At 35.9% G+C, this 16172-nt stretch carries 15 protein-coding genes; 9 read left to right on the top strand and 6 right to left on the bottom strand.

Going from position 1 to position 16172, the window contains the following annotated elements:
* Positions 1–99: 99 nt before the first annotated feature.
* On the top strand, positions 100–1902 hold the full coding sequence (locus tag SKM54_RS10035) for an ABC transporter ATP-binding protein (RefSeq protein WP_321095272.1): 1803 nt from the start codon (positions 100–102) through the stop codon (positions 1900–1902).
* Positions 1903–1965: 63 nt separating this feature from the next.
* Here SKM54_RS10035 and pgsA read toward each other — a convergent pair whose 3' ends face one another.
* Complete coding sequence (gene pgsA / locus SKM54_RS10030) at positions 1966–2553, bottom strand: CDP-diacylglycerol--glycerol-3-phosphate 3-phosphatidyltransferase (RefSeq protein WP_154772061.1); 588 nt, start codon at positions 2551–2553, stop codon at positions 1966–1968.
* Positions 2554–2699: 146 nt separating this feature from the next.
* Positions 2700–4499, bottom strand: a complete 1800-nt coding sequence (gene uvrC / locus SKM54_RS10025; RefSeq protein ID WP_321089290.1) for an excinuclease ABC subunit UvrC — start codon at positions 4497–4499, stop codon at positions 2700–2702.
* Between the two features lie 187 nt (positions 4500–4686).
* Here uvrC and SKM54_RS10020 point away from each other — a divergent pair, with 187 nt between their 5' ends.
* Positions 4687–5739 (top strand): AAA family ATPase, encoded by a 1053-nt coding sequence (locus SKM54_RS10020; protein ID WP_154771994.1) that lies wholly within the window; start codon positions 4687–4689, stop codon positions 5737–5739.
* A 10-nt stretch (positions 5740–5749) separates the two neighbouring features.
* Here the strand turns inward: SKM54_RS10020 and SKM54_RS10015 are convergent, their stop codons facing one another.
* Positions 5750–6166, bottom strand: a complete 417-nt coding sequence (locus SKM54_RS10015; RefSeq protein WP_154771993.1) for a PH domain-containing protein — start codon at positions 6164–6166, stop codon at positions 5750–5752.
* A 129-nt stretch (positions 6167–6295) separates the two neighbouring features.
* A complete protein-coding gene (gene lpxO / locus SKM54_RS10010) occupies positions 6296–7210 on the bottom strand; it encodes a lipid A hydroxylase LpxO (protein ID WP_321095271.1) in 915 nt (304 codons plus the stop codon).
* Between the two features lie 470 nt (positions 7211–7680).
* Between lpxO and fadB the strand changes: the two genes are divergently transcribed.
* The 4 genes from fadB (at position 7681) to SKM54_RS09990 (ending at position 12548) form a co-directional block, all read left to right on the top strand.
* Positions 7681–9834 carry a fatty acid oxidation complex subunit alpha FadB gene (gene fadB, locus SKM54_RS10005; protein WP_321095270.1) on the top strand — a complete coding sequence of 718 codons (2154 nt, stop codon included), beginning with the start codon at positions 7681–7683 and terminating at the stop codon, positions 9832–9834.
* 12 nt (positions 9835–9846) lie between these two features.
* Positions 9847–11019: an acetyl-CoA C-acyltransferase FadA gene (gene fadA, locus SKM54_RS10000; RefSeq protein ID WP_248103410.1), complete on the top strand. Its 1173-nt coding sequence runs from the start codon at positions 9847–9849 to the stop codon at positions 11017–11019.
* 93 nt (positions 11020–11112) lie between these two features.
* Entirely contained in the window at positions 11113–12012 is a 900-nt protein-coding gene (locus SKM54_RS09995) for a DUF4747 family protein (RefSeq protein WP_321095269.1), read from the top strand.
* A gap of 2 nt (positions 12013–12014) precedes the next feature.
* Positions 12015–12548, top strand: a complete 534-nt coding sequence (locus SKM54_RS09990; RefSeq protein ID WP_321095268.1) for a hypothetical protein — start codon at positions 12015–12017, stop codon at positions 12546–12548.
* A 109-nt stretch (positions 12549–12657) separates the two neighbouring features.
* On the opposite strand, the gene SKM54_RS09985 is transcribed toward SKM54_RS09990, so the two are convergent.
* Positions 12658–13407, bottom strand: coding sequence for a hypothetical protein (locus SKM54_RS09985; RefSeq protein ID WP_321095267.1), 750 nt, complete (start codon positions 13405–13407; stop codon positions 12658–12660).
* Positions 13408–13649: 242 nt separating this feature from the next.
* On the opposite strand from SKM54_RS09985, the gene SKM54_RS09980 reads away from it, so the two are divergent.
* From SKM54_RS09980 to SKM54_RS09970, 3 genes are all read left to right on the top strand, one after another.
* Entirely contained in the window at positions 13650–14351 is a 702-nt protein-coding gene (locus SKM54_RS09980) for a DsbA family oxidoreductase (protein ID WP_321095266.1), read from the top strand.
* A 166-nt stretch (positions 14352–14517) separates the two neighbouring features.
* The gene (locus SKM54_RS09975; RefSeq protein WP_154771979.1) at positions 14518–14703 is read left to right on the top strand and encodes a hypothetical protein; all 186 of its coding nucleotides are present in this window, start codon (positions 14518–14520) and stop codon (positions 14701–14703) included.
* Positions 14704–14713: 10 nt separating this feature from the next.
* Entirely contained in the window at positions 14714–15796 is a 1083-nt protein-coding gene (locus SKM54_RS09970) for a hypothetical protein (RefSeq protein WP_321095265.1), read from the top strand.
* Positions 15797–15880: 84 nt separating this feature from the next.
* Here SKM54_RS09970 and SKM54_RS09965 read toward each other — a convergent pair whose 3' ends face one another.
* Entirely contained in the window at positions 15881–16102 is a 222-nt protein-coding gene (locus tag SKM54_RS09965; RefSeq protein WP_248103568.1) for a hypothetical protein, read from the bottom strand.
* Between the last annotated feature and the right edge of the window lie 70 nt (positions 16103–16172).

Genomic DNA, 16172 nt, shown 5'->3' with positions numbered 1-16172 from the left:
CGCATTGCTCATTCACAAATCAAAACATCAAGCTAACTTGTCGAAATTCACATTCAGGAATAGACTTAAATTCATGTTTAAAAATAAGAATTATTCATTATGAATTTGTGGCATCTCTTTCAAAAACTAAGACCATTTGTTCGACCATATAGACTTCTTGTTATTGCAACACTCATTCTTACGCTTATTGGCTCTCTAACCGCTCAGGTGAATGCACTTACGCTTCAATATGCCGTAGACAGCATTAATAAACTTGTAGAAGCAGGCTTGGGCTTAAGTGAAGGTTGGCATATTTTAATTACAATTACCGCAATATTATTGGGTAAGGAAATATTAAATGCCTTCGTTCAATTTGGACAAAAGTTTTATGGCGAAAAATTAAGAATCTTTGTTTCACAAGATTTAGCACAAGGCATTATTGAAAAGCTCCTCACTTACCGACTGTCATTTTTCAATGAAGATAATAATCAGGCAGGTAAACTGCAAACCCGAATAGACCGTGGGATTGGCTCACTTACTCGTTTAGTTCAAATCTTTTTTATTGATATTTTACCTTTATTTACCAGTGCTTTTGTCGCTTTAGGTTTAATGTATTATGCCAATTTTTATGTGGGCTTGGTCGCAACAATTATTGTACCTATTTACTTTTGGCTTACCTATAAACAAGCACAAAAACTTGGAGGATGGCGACGTAATTTACGTGATGGACGTGAGAAAAAGAGCCAAGGCATTTTAGGAATTATCAACTCAATTACGGTCATTAAATCATTTAACCGTGAAAGCATTGAGTCATCGAAACAACTTAAATTACAAAAAGAACTAACCGACAATCAAATGCAAACTCGCCAAGTGAGTTTCTTATTTGATGGCTTAAAAACCTTTATTGAACAAATTGGCATTGTGCTCATTATTATTCTTACAGCTTATTTTGTGCTTGATGGACAAATGAGTATTGGCATGATTATGTATCATGTTTTGTTATTCAATAACGTATCTGCGCCTATTCGCTCATTGCATCGTATTTATGATGAAGTTAATGACGCCATGATTTACTCAGAAAGCTTCTTCAATATATTAGAAGCAGACCATGAAATTGAATCAAGCGGATCACAAAAACCAGCGATTCAAGGCAAGTTTACCCTTGAAAATGTCAACTTTTACTATCCAAATGGGCACCATGCTTTAAAGAACATTAACATGGAAATTCGTCCCAATAAAATTACCGCATTGGTTGGCTTATCGGGTGCAGGAAAATCGACCCTCATTAGTTTGCTTGATAAGTTTTATGAACCTAAAGATGGAAAAATTTGTATCGACGGCATAGATCTTCAAGATATAGATACGCATTATTTACGTGAACATATTGGATTAGTCTTACAAAAGAATCATATTTTCCAAGGTTCAATTTTCGAAAATATTCGTTATGGCAAAACCAATGCGACTTTAGAAGAAGTCATTATTGCGGCAAAAAAAGCATCTATTCATGAGCAAATATTACAACTCCCAAATGGTTACGATGCAGATGCTTTAATGCTTTCAGGCGGTCAACAACAGCGTATTGCCTTAGCGCGAATGTTCTTGAAAAATCCACCAATTATTTTCTTAGACGAACCAACAGCAAGTTTAGATGCTATTGCAAGCGAGCAAATTAAACAAAGCTTAGATGAGATTAAACAAGGGCGAACTGTGATTATGATTTCACATAGCTTGTCGCAAATTATTGATGCCGATTACACCTATGTGATGAAAGATGGTGCAATTGCAGAACATGGCGAACACGATGCGCTTTATCATCAAGATGGTGTTTATAAGGAAATTTTTGATGCGATGGCGAAGAGCTTAAATATTGAAAAAATTGCCAAAACCTTTGAAGATGACGCTGAAGAAGAAACGCATAGTTAATTCACTACGCAATTGAAAGAAATAAAAAAAGCTCCGATATTTCGGAGCTTTTTACAAAATCTTTTAAGGCTGCTTCAGGTACGGCCAAGCTGCTTTTAAATAAATAAACATTGACCATAAAGTTAGAACAACAGCAGTGTATAACAATGCATATGCCAACATTTCTAAAGGCGGCCAATTCAGTAAAAATACTGAAATTGCAATCATTTGGAATGCAGTTTTATATTTACCCACTGTAGATACCGCAACATTTGTACGTGCGCCAAGTTCTGCCATCCATTCACGTAATGCAGAAACTGTAATTTCACGTGAAATAATCACAATTGCAGCAAATGCCATAGAAATAGAAGGTTGCCATTGCACAAGAACAATTAAAGCGGCTGCCACCATCAATTTATCTGCAACAGGGTCTAAAAAGCGCCCAAATGCAGATGTTTGATTCAGTGTTCGTGCCAAATAGCCATCAAACCAGTCTGTTACCGCAGCAACAACAAAAATTGCAGTAAGAATTAAGTGACGAGTCATACCACCAGTATGCTCATTTACACCAATTGCAGGAGGCCAATATGCCACCAATAAAAATACAGGAATAAGAGCAATACGCGCTAAGGTTAATATATTCGGAATATTCAGGATTCGACCTGTGGTCATAGACATCGCCAATTTTTCCCCTTCATGTAAAATTTAATTCACATAAATGCTAAGGTTTTATCCATCGTTAATAGCGCTCACTTTATACGAAATCCCGAACGGTGTCACGAAGAAAACACCCCCAAGCTTTCTGTGATATTTATGCCTTACTCATGCAAAATTTTATAAATTGTACGCGCCATCACATCTCCCAAACCCGGTACCAAAGTCAGGTCTTTTTCAGAAGCTTTCAACACGCCTTGTATACCACCAAAATGTGTTAACAAATCACGTCGTCGTTTTGGCCCTAAACCCGGAATCACTTCAAGTATAGAAGAGCCTCGTTTTTTATCTCGTTTAGCTCTATGTTTAGTAATCGCAAAACGATGTGCTTCATCCCGAATTTGTTGAATTAAATGCAACGCTTTATGGTCTTCTGCTAATTGAATTTTTTCGCCATCTGTAAAGTGAAGCGTTTCCAAGCCGGGTTTACGCCCCTCACCTTTAGAAACACCCACCATAAAGGCTTCTAAACCTAGCTCTTGCATGACTTCCATTGCCATATGTAATTGCCCTTTGCCCCCATCTATAAGTAGCAAATCGGGCAACATATGTTTTTTATAACGACGCGTTAAAGCTTGTCGCATCGCAGCGTAATCATCGCCTGCGGTAATATCTGTAATAGAAAATTGACGATAATCACGTTTACGCGCACCGCCACTATCAAAAACAACGCAAGATGCGACCGTTTCCTCACCCATCGTATGTGAAATATCAAAGCATTCTATGCTGTCGATGGGTCTGCTAAGCACTTGTTCAAGCTGATGAAAACGCTCATTTAATTCAAAATGATTCGCAAGTTTTCCTTTAATTGCATGTTGCACATTCATTTGTGCAAGCTCGAGCCATTCTGCACGTGTTTCACGCACATTATGCTTAATATGAACTTTCTTTTCGAAGTGTTGATGCAATGCATCTTCTAGTTCTTTTCTATCTGGAATTTCAGTATTTACAATGAGTTCTGTAGGTACTTCATCTGCAACTTGGAAATAAAAGTTGGCTAGAAAGTCAGATAACATTTGCCCTAAATCATCGCCTTGCATATCTGGAAAATAACTTTTTCCACCCAACATTTTGCCATTACGCACATGCATAATTTGCACACATGTCACGCCTGCATGGTAAGCAATGGCAATAATATCTGCCTCACCTTTTACTTTATAAATAGCCTGTTGTGCCTGAACATCACGAAGTAATGCCATGCGATCACGGTAAAAAACGGCTTTTTCAAATTCCAAAGCTTCTGCTGCTACTTCCATTTTTGAAATTAATTCTTGGTTTAATTCTTTGGTATCACCTTGCAAAAAACGAATCGAGTTATCAATATCTTCTTTATATTCTTCTGGTGAAATTAAACCTACACACGGCGCAGAGCAACGCTTAATTTGATACTGCAAACATGGGCGTTTACGCTGTGAAAAATAGCTATTTTCACATTGGCGAACATTAAATAATTTTTGTAAAACAACCAAAGTATCACGTGCATTATAAGCACTTGGATAAGGTCCAAAAAACTTACCAACTTGATGCTTACCTTTACCTCGCCCACTTGCAATACGTGGATAAGGCTTATCTGCCGAAACAAAGATATAAACGTAAGATTTATCATCCCGCAACATAATATTATATGGCGGACGATGCAGTTTAATCAGGTTTTGTTCAAGCAATAACGCTTCCGTTTCAGAACGGACAATTAGCGTTTCAATGTCATAAATACGAGCGACTAAGGCTTGAGTTTTCGGATGCTCAATGGTTTTTACAAAGTAACTCGATACACGATTTTTTAAATTCTTAGCTTTCCCGACATACAACAACTCACCATCTTTACCTAACATGCGGTAAACACCAGGTAAATTGGTCATATTCGCTAAAATTTTCTCAATATTATTTCGTGCGTTTTCGTTCACTCTGCGCCTTAATTTAGATTTAATCTATCGCTACATGATGTGCTGTTTCGACTCTAAATTTCAAGTCACTTTGAATATCATCATGCGTAAATATAATCTTTTAACGATGATCTGATTGCTAAAAACTATGAGTGATAAATCACGAATTTGATATGCTCAAAATAGCGAGATTTGAGATTTAACCACAATGACCACAGCCAATTCTGCGATTCATGTTGTACAACCCAGCACATCCACTTTACGTACATCTGACAAAAATCGTTTGATTGGTCAGCCACGCTTTCACTTTGAACCAAACAAAGTCATGGAATTGCTTCGTTCACAAATTATTGGACAAGACCATGCACTCAATGAAATTGAAAAAATGTTGCATGTGGTTAAAGCTGATTTTTCAAGTCCAGAGCGCCCACTTGCTGTAACGCTGATGCTTGGTCCAACAGGTGTAGGAAAAACGGAAACTGTACGCTTAATTGCTCAAGCAATTTATGGACAACCCGATGCCTTTTGCCGTATTGATATGAATACATTGGCTCAAGAACATTATGCTGCCGCACTCACAGGCGCACCTCCCGGCTATGTTGGCTCTAAAGAAGGACATAGTTTATTTGATGAAACGGCAATTAATGGCAGCCATACTCGCCCGGGAATAATGCTATTTGATGAACTTGAAAAAGCTTCGCCTGAAGTTATTCGTGGACTAATGAACGTATTAGATACAGGAAAACTCACGTTAACTGCTGGTACTAAAACCATAGATTTTAGAAATTGTATGATTTTCATGACCAGTAATATTGGTGCGCAAGCTGCTCAACAATATTTAGATAAACTCAATGTATTGCCACAAAAAATTCAAAACTTATGCTTAAAGCGTGTACCGACTAAAACCATTATCGAAAAAGTCATGCAACGTAAATTTGATCCTGAATTTTTAAATCGAATTGATCGCACATTACATTATCAAGCGGTTTTAGAAGATGCCTTACCACGCTTAGTTGAAATTGAATTAGAGAAACTGAATAAACGCTTACAGCACCAAAATCGTAATATTCAACTGAGTTTAAAAGCCAAAGAATACTTTTATAAAGACCATGATATTCGGTATGGTGCACGACATTTAGCACGTAAAATTCGAACAGAACTCGAACCCATTTTGGCTATTTACTTTTTAAATCATCCAGAAAAAAACCACCTTGAATTAGATTATCAAGGTGGTCATTTTAAAATTATTGAGATGAACTAAAACTTAAATTTTAAGGTGCTAATTGCATATTTAAAGCATCACAAAATGCTTTTTGCTGCTTAGGAGAAACCAAAATAAATTTGTTTTCTCCATTTTTTGTATATTCAACTTTTAAACGATCTAGCGACAACGCTGGTGATGCAACTGAATTATTTGTCTTTGAAATTCGTTGAATATCTGTCAGTTGAATTTTCCACGTTAAAAACATGCAATGAATTGTTAAATATTTTTCATCTACAATATAACGCGTATTAAAGATCGGCCACCACAAAATAAACACCGTAATAACATACGTTGCTGTATGTACAGGATATGCCGCTATATTCCCCTTCGCCTGCATCGTTACAAGCAATTGAATAATTAAGCCTGTCATACAAACAATAAATGCCAACACCCACCATTCTTTTTTTGATCTAAATTTTTGCATGAATATTCACCTTCTTTTACTTCATTCTATACGATAATCCCACATGCTCAAAATGAATCACTATTACAAAAAACGGTTATAAAAAAACGCCCCTAGGAGCGCTTTTAATATCATACAAAGTACAATTTTTTAAAAAACATATGGTCGAACAAAAATCAGGAAGAATAATCCGAAAATAATGAACCACTTCAAGAAGTAATAAAGACCTTTATTGGTTTTTTTCAATGCTTTGGCTTTAACACGAATTTGATAAATATAACCAAATGCCTTATTTAAGCCACCTGTTTTATCATTCGATTCATTTGGTGAACTTGCAGCAGTCATTACTTTTTTACCAAACCAATGATTAAAACGTTCCATCACTTTTGACTTTAAAGGACGCTCAACATCGGCAAAGAAAATAATGCGGTTCTGTTCCGTTTTATTTTCAGCATAGTGAATATAAGTTTCATCAAAAACGACACTTTCACCATCACGCCAAGAATAGCGCTCACCATCTACATCAATAAAGCAACGGTCATCATTTGGCGTCATTAAACCCAAGTGATAACGCAATGAACCTGCATAAGGATCACGATGTCGCACTAAACGGCTATCGGGCGCAAGTTCTGTAAACATTGCAGCTTTAATACTTGGTAAGGTTTTCAAAAGTGCTGTCGTTTTTGGACAAAGTTCAGCAGCAGATGGATGCGCAGAATCGTACCATTTTAGGTAAAAACGCTTCCACCCTGTTTTGAAGAATGAGTTAAAACCTAAATCATCGTATTTTTCAGAAGCCTTAATACCACCTTGTTCATACAAGGCTTTCGCTTCATCACGAATCATTTCCCAGTTTTCATCTAACACTTTCAAGTCTTTAAAATGTTGCGTATCGATATAAGGCTGATTAGGCACTTTCGAAAATTTGTACATTAGAAAGTTAATGGGTGCAAGAATTGTTGAATGGTCAAAAAATTGACGATAAAACGTGTGGCGAACCTTGCCCCGACGCTGGATATACAGTGCAGAAGCAACAAAAATTGCCAAAATAATCCACTTAATCATAAAACTACCTAAAGTCTTTTTAATTTGCCTTTAATAAAAGACATGAGTAATTGGTGAAATTATAACAAATTAAGCATGCAAATCGTGTTTGCACTTTTCAAATGCAGTGTTCTATTTTTGATATTCAATACATAGTTTTTTATTCTATTGACATTTTTGACCAAAAATATACTCAAATAAAACTTGAATTTTCAGGCTAAATTCCAATATAAAATAGAACGAAACTATTAAAAATTTGAATTGAAACAATTATTTCTTAGTATCTACTTATTAGTGGCTGAATCTTAAAAATATCAATGCAAGAAAAGCTTAAATAAAATTTCATGACCCTTGCGTCACGGCTTGATACAACTTGTTATGTTCTTTTTGGATATAGTTATCGTAAGATTAGTGAAGTACACGATGCGCGGGAAAGCGCATACGCTTCAAAACATCAACTTAGAAGTCCTCCAAAATAAAGGAGATCAGGCATGATCCACGCTGGCAATGCCATTACCGTCCAAATGCTTTCGGACGGAATTGCAGAATTCCGCTTTGACTTACAAGGTGAGTCGGTCAACAAATTTAACCGTGCAACAATTGAAGATTTTAAAGCTGCAATTGACGCTGTTAAAGCAAATAGCGATGTTAAAGGTTTAATCGTAACAAGTGCAAAATCTACATTCATCGTTGGTGCAGACATTACAGAATTTGGTGCGAACTTTGCACAAGGCGAACAAGCAATTGTGGATTGGGCTTTGCCTGTTCATGACATCTTCAATTCTTTCGAAGATTTAAACCTTCCTAAAGTAGCTGCTATTAATGGTATGGCTTTAGGTGGCGGTTTCGAAATGTGCCTTGTTTGTGACTACCGTGTGATGTCTGAACAAGCGCAAGTTGGCTTGCCAGAAATCAAACTTGGTATTTTCCCAGGCTTTGGTGGTACGGTTCGTTTAAGCCGTGTCATTGGTATCGACAATGCAGTTGAATGGATGGCTATGGCTAATCCTAAAAAACCTGCTGCCGCACTTAAAGACGGTGCTGTTGATGCTGTTGTTGCTGCTGACAAATTACAAGATGCTGCTATTGACCTTGTTAAACAAGCAATTGCAGGTCGCTTAGACTGGAAAGCAAAACGCCAAGAAAAATTAGATCCTGTTAAATTAAGCCCTATCGAACAAATGATGGCATTTAACTCATCTAAAGGTGCGGTACTTTCTAAAGCAAATCCTGCGCAATACCCTGCGCCAAAATTACTTTTAGACTCGCTACAAGCAGGTGCAAGCCTTCCACGTGATGAAGCTTTAAAAGTAGAAGCTCAAGGCTTTGCGAAAGCTGCTGTAACTCCACAAGCAGGCGCGTTGATTGGTTTATTCATCAACGACCAAATTGTGAAAAAAACATCGAAGCGTTATGAAAAAGGCGCGCATCCTGTAAACCAAGCTGCTGTGTTAGGTGCTGGTATTATGGGTGGTGGTATTGCTTACCAAGCGGCAAGCAAAGGCACACCAATTATTATGAAAGACATTGGTAATCCACAACTTGCTTTAGGTATGAAAGAAGCAAATGGTTTACTGACTAAACAAGTTGAACGTAAGAAAATGAAGCCTGCTCAAATGGGTGAAACTCTTGCGCGCATTCGTCCTTCATTAAGCTATGACGAATTCAAAGACGTTGATATTGTTATTGAAGCTGTAACTGAAAATCCTAAAGTGAAAGGCATCGTATTGTCTGAAACTGAGAAGAAAGTTCGCGAAAACACGATTATTGCTTCAAACACATCTACAATTTCAATTACGCGTTTGGCTGAAAACCTAGAACGTCCTGAAAACTTTGTAGGTATGCACTTCTTTAACCCAGTTCACATGATGCCATTGGTAGAAGTGATTCGTGGTGAGAAAACATCTGCTGAAGCAATCGCAACAACTGTTGTTCTTGCTCAGAAAATGGGTAAAACACCAATCGTTGTGAACGACTGCCCAGGCTTCTTAGTCAACCGCGTATTGTTCCCTTACTTTGGTGCATTCGACCTTCTTCTAAAAGATGGTGCAGACTTCCAGCAAATTGATAAAGTAATGGAACGTTTCGGCTGGCCTATGGGTCCTGCTTACCTTATGGACGTTGTTGGTATTGATACTGGCGTTCACGGTGCAGAAGTCATGGCTGAAGGTTTCCCTGACCGTATGAAGCCTGACTACAAAGGTTCAATTCAAGTCATGTACGAAAACAAACGTCTTGGTCAAAAGAATGACGTTGGTTTCTACAAATACGAACTTGACCGTAAAGGTAAAAAAGCCAAAGTGGTTGATCCAACTGCGTATGATCTTGTGGCTTCTGTTGCGACTTCAGAAAAACGTGAATTTGATGCTCAAGAAATTATTGATCGTATGATGCTTGCGTTCTGTAACGAAACTGTTCGTTGCCTAGAAGACAACATTGTGGCGACAGCTTCTGAAGCAGATATGGCGATGATTATGGGTGTAGGTTTCCCTCCATTCCGTGGTGGTCCTGCGCGTTACATCGACCAAACAGGTGTTGCTGAATACGTTGCGCTTTGCGACAAATACGCTCACTTAGGTAAAGCTTATGAAGCGCCACAAATGTTGCGTGACATGGCTGCTAACAACAAAAAATTCTACGGTTAAGGAGCAACGTGAATGGCTACTTTAAATCCACGTGACGTTGTCATCGTTGATGGTGTACGTTCAGCAATGGGTAAAACCAAAAATGGTATGTTCCGTAATGTTCGTGCTGACAGCTTATCTGCTGAATTAGTTCGTGCATTGGTTGCTCGTAACCAGTTTGATACTAACGAAGTTGAAGATGTAATTTGGGGTTGTGTGAACCAAACGCTTGAACAAGGGATGAACGTTGCACGTAACATCGCTTTGTTGGCAGATTTACCAAAAACTGTTGCAGGTCAAACTGTAAACCGTCTTTGTGGTTCTTCTATGCAAGCAATTCACACGGCGGCTGCGCAAATTGCAACGAACCAAGGTGATATTTTCATTATTGGTGGTGTAGAGCATATGGGTCACGTAGGTATGATGCACGGCATCGACCTTAACCCTGAAGCATCTAAGCATTATGCAAAAGCGTCTAACATGATGGGCTTAACGGCTGAAATGTTAGGTCGTATGAACGGCATTACACGTGAAGAGCAAGATGCATTTGGTGTTGAATCTCACCGTCGTGCTTGGGCTGCAACGCAAGAAGGTCGTTTTAAAAACGAAATTATTGGTGTTGAAGGTCACGATGCTAACGGCTTTAAACAGCTTTGCGATATTGATGAAGTAATTCGTCCTGATTCTAACCTTGAAGCATTTGCTGCTTTACGTCCTGTGTTTGACCCGAAAGGTGGTTCTGTAACAGCAGGCACTTCTTCAGCATTGTCTGATGGTGCTTCTGCTATGTTATTGATGTCTGCTGAACGTGCTCAAGCTTTAGGTCTTAAGCCTCGTGCTGTAATTCGCTCTATGGCGGTTGCAGGTTGTGATGCTGCAATTATGGGTTATGGTCCTGTTCCTGCGACTCAAAAAGCGTTGAAGCGTGCTGGTTTAAGCATGGCAGATATTCAAACAATTGAGTTGAATGAAGCGTTTGCTGCTCAAGGTTTGTCTGTAATGAAAGGCTTGGGTATTTACGAGAAGCAAGACATTATTAACTTGAATGGTGGTGCTATTGCGCTTGGTCACCCATTGGGTTGTTCGGGTGCGCGTATTACCACTACGCTTCTAAACGTAATGGAACAACAAGATACACAAATTGGTTTAGCGACGATGTGTATTGGTTTAGGTCAAGGTATTGCGACTATTATTGAACGGGTTTAACTAGTCTAAAGTATATAAAAAATCCTCGCTAAAGCGAGGATTTTTTATTATAAAATAAGGAGATAATTAAACTTATTTTTTAGGACTATAGTAGTGAAAAATGAAAAGTTTTTAGAAAAACAAAGAACATATATTTACACTGGATATAATTTAACACTACACCCACACCACACTCCCCAAATTTATGTAGATTTTTTTGAATTTATTTTTAAGCAAAAGTTCTTTATACCTACTGGTTACCGAACTTATCATCTTGCTCTTCATGAAATTAATTATTTCGATAAAGATAATAAACTCAAAGGTTTTTATGGAGCTTTAGTAAGATATGAAAATCTGTTACCAACCCAATTTATTGATCTGAATACAGGTAAAACTCCAGAAAATTGGAGTTTAGATATAGCCTCAAACATTAAATATAAACCAACCTTCTTTTATTTCTCTTTTTATCCTGAAAATCATAAAATAATTTTTGAACTTGAAAATGAAAAATCTACAATTAGCTATAATGTAGTATTAAATTTTTTCAAAAAGATTTTATCAACTCCAAAATTTAAAGAAATTTTTAATAGTGGTGAAATCCATACATTAACGTCAAAGAAAAAAGTTCGAAGTATATTAAAAAATCGAAAACTTAAACGAATCGAATTTTTAGTTACAAGACCTAATCCAGATATATTTGGCGATTTAGTAGATGAGGCAATCACCGAATATCTAGAAGATCAAAAAGCTAAAAATATGACAATCTCCCTTACAGCACAAGATGGAGAATATCTAAACCTCCAACAAAATACAGAAAAATTTGGTATGGCTGCTGCAGAAAATGGGGAAGTTCGTGCAATTTTTGAAAATGCTAATCAACGATCTGAAGAAATTAGTACTAAAGCATTTCCGTTAAACCACCCTCAACTTTTTCAGAAAAGTATAACTATTGAAAATAGGCTAAAATTTATTTCCGAAAAGCTTATTCCAACCCGCCAAATTAAAAAGGTCTAAAAATGTTGAATGATTTTCATGATTATTGGAAATGCTATGGTGGATCAAATGCGGTAATTAAATCTTCTTACTTTTGGATAGCTGTACTCATTACAGCTATTTCTTATAACACATGGTTAAGCTCAGGCTGGTATACGTTATTTTTAGGTACATTCCCTAGTCTTCTCGGCTTCTCTTTATCAGGTTATGCTATTTGGCTAACTCTTGGCGATAAAAAATTAAAAGAAATTCTTATTAAAAAGAAAGTAAATCATGTCTCTGCTTTTTTAGTAATCAATGCTAGTTTTATTCATTTTATAATTTTACAAGTATTAGCATTCATTGGGCTTTTTACTTTGCATACAAATTCTATAGCTCACCTTGTAAAGATTATTAATTTAAAAAGCTGTAACCTATTATATAATCTATATTTATTTGGTGTGACTACCTTTAACTTATTTATTTTTTTCTTATGTATCTATTCTATTTTATCAATGTTAGCAGCAATATTTGGCTTATTTAATATTGCTAAAGCAATGGACAAACTTCAGAATTAATCTTCATCACTTCGAATACTACCCACTTATAAATATTCACATTTTAAAATCACTCACTCTAATCAAAACAAAAAAGGATGCTTCTGCATCCCTTCTTTCATCTCAAATCCTACAAACTCGCTTCTATCGCCTTCTGATTTTTCTGACTCACCTTCTTCATTTGCTTATCTAGCTCAAGCATTTCTTTATAAATTTTATTAAACTGCTTCACGTGATCATCACCCTGAAACATAAACATATTATTCTTCGCTTGCCACTTACTCTCTTTTAAAATGGCAAATAAAGCCTGCGCTTTCGCAAAACTTTGCTGTTCAAGCTCAAATAATTCTTGCCCGTTATTCTGCTTTACCACTTCTTTAAAAGACTCGGTTAAATAACGACGAAAACGCTGATTCACCTTTAAATGTTTTGCTTCGTTTAACGCCAACTCATCACGATGCACCATACTTTCTTGATAACGAGTCATCACCTCTTTTACAGCAATAAACATAATTTCCGTTTCTTCATATTTATTCTTTTTGTCTTTATCTAAACGGTTTACATCTAAAAACTTATCCCAATTTAATGCTTTTAATTCACGTAAATACGTATTTCGAGCTTCTGCACTTTGCACCATAAAATTCAGCACAAAATCTGCCATAATTTTATAGTCACCCTCTAAATTTGAAGTATCCAAATCTACAGAAATTGGTTTTTGCCACTTTTGCGCTGACTCAAAAATCAATTGACCTTCATCTTGTATAACCGATTGATAAACTTCTAATTGTGCTAGCTCATTTTGTTGTACTTTATATTGATAAATCATATATCCAAAAATACTGAATGTTGCCGCAGCAATAACCAACACTACACGTTTCATTTTTTCTCCTATACAAAAGTATAGTCAATTTGAGCCTTATAATTGCATGCTTTTTATACAAAATACAATCACCAATCGCAACAACACTTTATTTTTAAAGGTTTTATAAAATTAGAATAAATTGCATATATAAGTTACTTTTTTATGATGATTTGTACGTTTAACATCTAATTATGAATTTCATGCTTTAATTTATACAAACTATCCCCACTTTAAAAATAAGTAATGAAAAGAGAATGCTCATGCGCGTAGATATTTGGTCAGATGTGGTTTGCCCATTTTGTTATATTGGTAAAAAAAGATTAGAAAAAGCAGCAACAGAAGCAGGTGTAGAACTTGAAGTTCATTGGCACAGCTATCAATTAGACCCAGAAGCTCCTGCTCGTCAAGAAGTTTCAAACTCTGAACGTTTGGCACAAAAATATGGTCGTACGCTTGCAGAAGTTGAAGAAATGCAACGTAATATTGCGGCTATGGCAAAAGAAGAAGGAATTGAATTTAACTGGGAAGGTGCAAACTCAGGCAATACATTCAATGCACATCGTCTTATTCACCTTGCTCAAAGCAAAGGTTTAGGTTCAGAAGCAAAAGAAGCGTTCTTCTTTAGTTATATGACACAAGGTTTGGCAATTGGTGAGCGTGAAACTATTGAAGATGTTGCGTCACGTATTGGTTTAAACCCTGTAGAAGTAGACGATCTTTTAGATTCTGACGCTTATGCAGACTTCGTAAAATTTGACGAAGAAGTTGCTCGTGAACAATTACAAGTAACAGGCGTTCCCTTCTTTGTATTTGACCAACGTGTTGCTTTAGCAGGTGCGCAACCTACTGAAGTATTTAAACAAGTGATGGAAAAAGCATTAGAAGCTCCAGCAACAACAGAAGCAAATACTGAAGATGCACCAACTTGTGCAGATGATGAATGTGAAGTCCCAAAAAAATAAGTCTATTTATATAAAAAAAGCCATCAATTTTGATGGCTTTTTCTTTGCATTTTCAAATTGATTGATTATTATAAAAAACGTAACAAAATTTTTCTTAAAAAATACGGTTTGAATTCCTAAGTTTTTTATACAAAAACTTAAATTTACTTAATTTTTCAGGTTCATTATGCACTTATCTTTGTTACAAGCACTTATAAGAAATGAAGTTCCACCTCAAACAATTCATATTCAACAATTATTTGAAATGTCTGAAAAATATCAAGATCCTCTTTCTTCAGAATATAAACTGGTTGAATTAGCGTTAAATATTGTTTTGGGTAGTTATCTAGAAAAGGCGCATAAACTCCTTTGAGCTACTGAATATGAATAACATAGAAAAAACAAAGTACATTGAAGAGCTGAAAGAGTTAACGACAAGCTTAGAGCACGGCTCACTTTCACTTTTTGAAACAGCTCAGGCTAAAAAGCGCATTCAAGATATTTGTACTTTGTTTGATGAGCCCATTTTTCAAAAATACCTTCCACAAAATGCTATAAAAAATGAAGTAAAAGTTATTGAGTCCACACTTTCTCAAAGAGGAACACATAATTACACTTTAGCAATTCAAGAGCTCAAAAAAACTGAACCTGAACCACCAATAGAAGAGTCAAAACCATTAACAACAGATGAAGCTTTACAACCCGAAAATTTACAACAAGAAACCCCAATTTTAAGTGATATTCCACCAATACAAACAGCTACGCCTAAGCTCGAAAATGTAAATATTGATGGTACAAACTATTCTGTTAAACCTATTCTTTTAAAAAATAATGAAACTTCTCTTTATGAGTTTTCAATTTCAGAGCACTCAAACAATATTGTTCTCATCAATGAAGCCAATATCGAAAGCTTAATTAATCATCCAATTTTTATGGCGGAAGAAACAACAGATACAAGAAGCTTCACTCAATATATTATTTATATGGGTGCAGAAAGTGAAATAGAAGCTATTGCGTCACTAAAAACCTATAGCCAAAACCTATCTTGTGAAATTTCAGCTATTCGTCAATTAAAGTGGCAAGACTTAAAAAATGCTTTAAATAGCAACGATACGCTTTTTAAAGCATATATTTCATCGAATACGATTGTTTGGCAACAAAGCCAATACCTGCCATTTATTCCTAAAAATTTGGTTTCAAATAGAAAGTTTATTTTCTTTGAAGAAGATGAAGCACAAATAAACACACCTTTATTATTTTTAGAAGAACGTGGGAAAATTCGTTTAATTTGTGGCACAAATCGCTTGCTGCTAAACGAACAAGACCTTGCTTATCCGTTTATAACTTTTACACGGCAGCAAGGTCTAAATTGGCAAATGATTCAAGAAATAATAACGTTATTACCACAACCTATTGTTACGCTAGATTTACTTAATGCCTTACAGAAAAAAATAGAAAATCCTTAAATTTTAGCCCATCAAATGAGATGGGCTTTTGCATATATAACAATCGAACACATTTATATTTTCACAACATGCAACAAGGTGGTTCTAACGAATAGAATGTTTTTTCTGCGAAGATTTTTCATCCATTTTCGCTTTGTCTAAACGTTGATTATCCACAAAAGGGTTAATATCTACATGACTTAATGCTTTACTAGTAGATGTAACTGATTTAGAAACAACATTTTTTTCCGATACATTTGCAAGTGCAGCTTGCATAGAAACCAATGGAATACTAAAAAATGCAACGAGAGATAGAAAAATTTTCATAAATTAAATTCCAAAATTAAAACATCGTTATTATAGATTAATACTTATTTTTTAATCTTATTTTTAGATC

The sequence above is a fragment of the Acinetobacter faecalis genome (assembly GCF_034187745.1).
In the GTDB taxonomy this organism is placed as follows: domain Bacteria; phylum Pseudomonadota; class Gammaproteobacteria; order Pseudomonadales; family Moraxellaceae; genus Acinetobacter; species Acinetobacter faecalis.
This window is presented reverse-complemented; position numbering and strand designations above follow the sequence as displayed.

Coding starts and splice junctions, on each gene's coding strand:
- fadA (WP_248103410.1), top strand. CDS start 9,847: ATGGCTACTTTAAATCCACGTGACGTTGTCATCGTTGATGGTGTACGT.
- fadB (WP_321095270.1), top strand. CDS start 7,681: ATGATCCACGCTGGCAATGCCATTACCGTCCAAATGCTTTCGGACGGA.
- lpxO (WP_321095271.1), bottom strand. CDS start 7,210: ATGATTAAGTGGATTATTTTGGCAATTTTTGTTGCTTCTGCACTGTAT.
- SKM54_RS09970 (WP_321095265.1), top strand. CDS start 14,714: ATGAATAACATAGAAAAAACAAAGTACATTGAAGAGCTGAAAGAGTTA.
- SKM54_RS09985 (WP_321095267.1), bottom strand. CDS start 13,407: ATGAAACGTGTAGTGTTGGTTATTGCTGCGGCAACATTCAGTATTTTT.
- SKM54_RS09965 (WP_248103568.1), bottom strand. CDS start 16,102: ATGAAAATTTTTCTATCTCTCGTTGCATTTTTTAGTATTCCATTGGTT.
- SKM54_RS10020 (WP_154771994.1), top strand. CDS start 4,687: ATGACCACAGCCAATTCTGCGATTCATGTTGTACAACCCAGCACATCC.
- SKM54_RS09975 (WP_154771979.1), top strand. CDS start 14,518: ATGCACTTATCTTTGTTACAAGCACTTATAAGAAATGAAGTTCCACCT.
- SKM54_RS09980 (WP_321095266.1), top strand. CDS start 13,650: ATGCGCGTAGATATTTGGTCAGATGTGGTTTGCCCATTTTGTTATATT.
- SKM54_RS09990 (WP_321095268.1), top strand. CDS start 12,015: ATGTTGAATGATTTTCATGATTATTGGAAATGCTATGGTGGATCAAAT.
- SKM54_RS10035 (WP_321095272.1), top strand. CDS start 100: ATGAATTTGTGGCATCTCTTTCAAAAACTAAGACCATTTGTTCGACCA.
- SKM54_RS10015 (WP_154771993.1), bottom strand. CDS start 6,166: ATGCAAAAATTTAGATCAAAAAAAGAATGGTGGGTGTTGGCATTTATT.
- pgsA (WP_154772061.1), bottom strand. CDS start 2,553: ATGACCACAGGTCGAATCCTGAATATTCCGAATATATTAACCTTAGCG.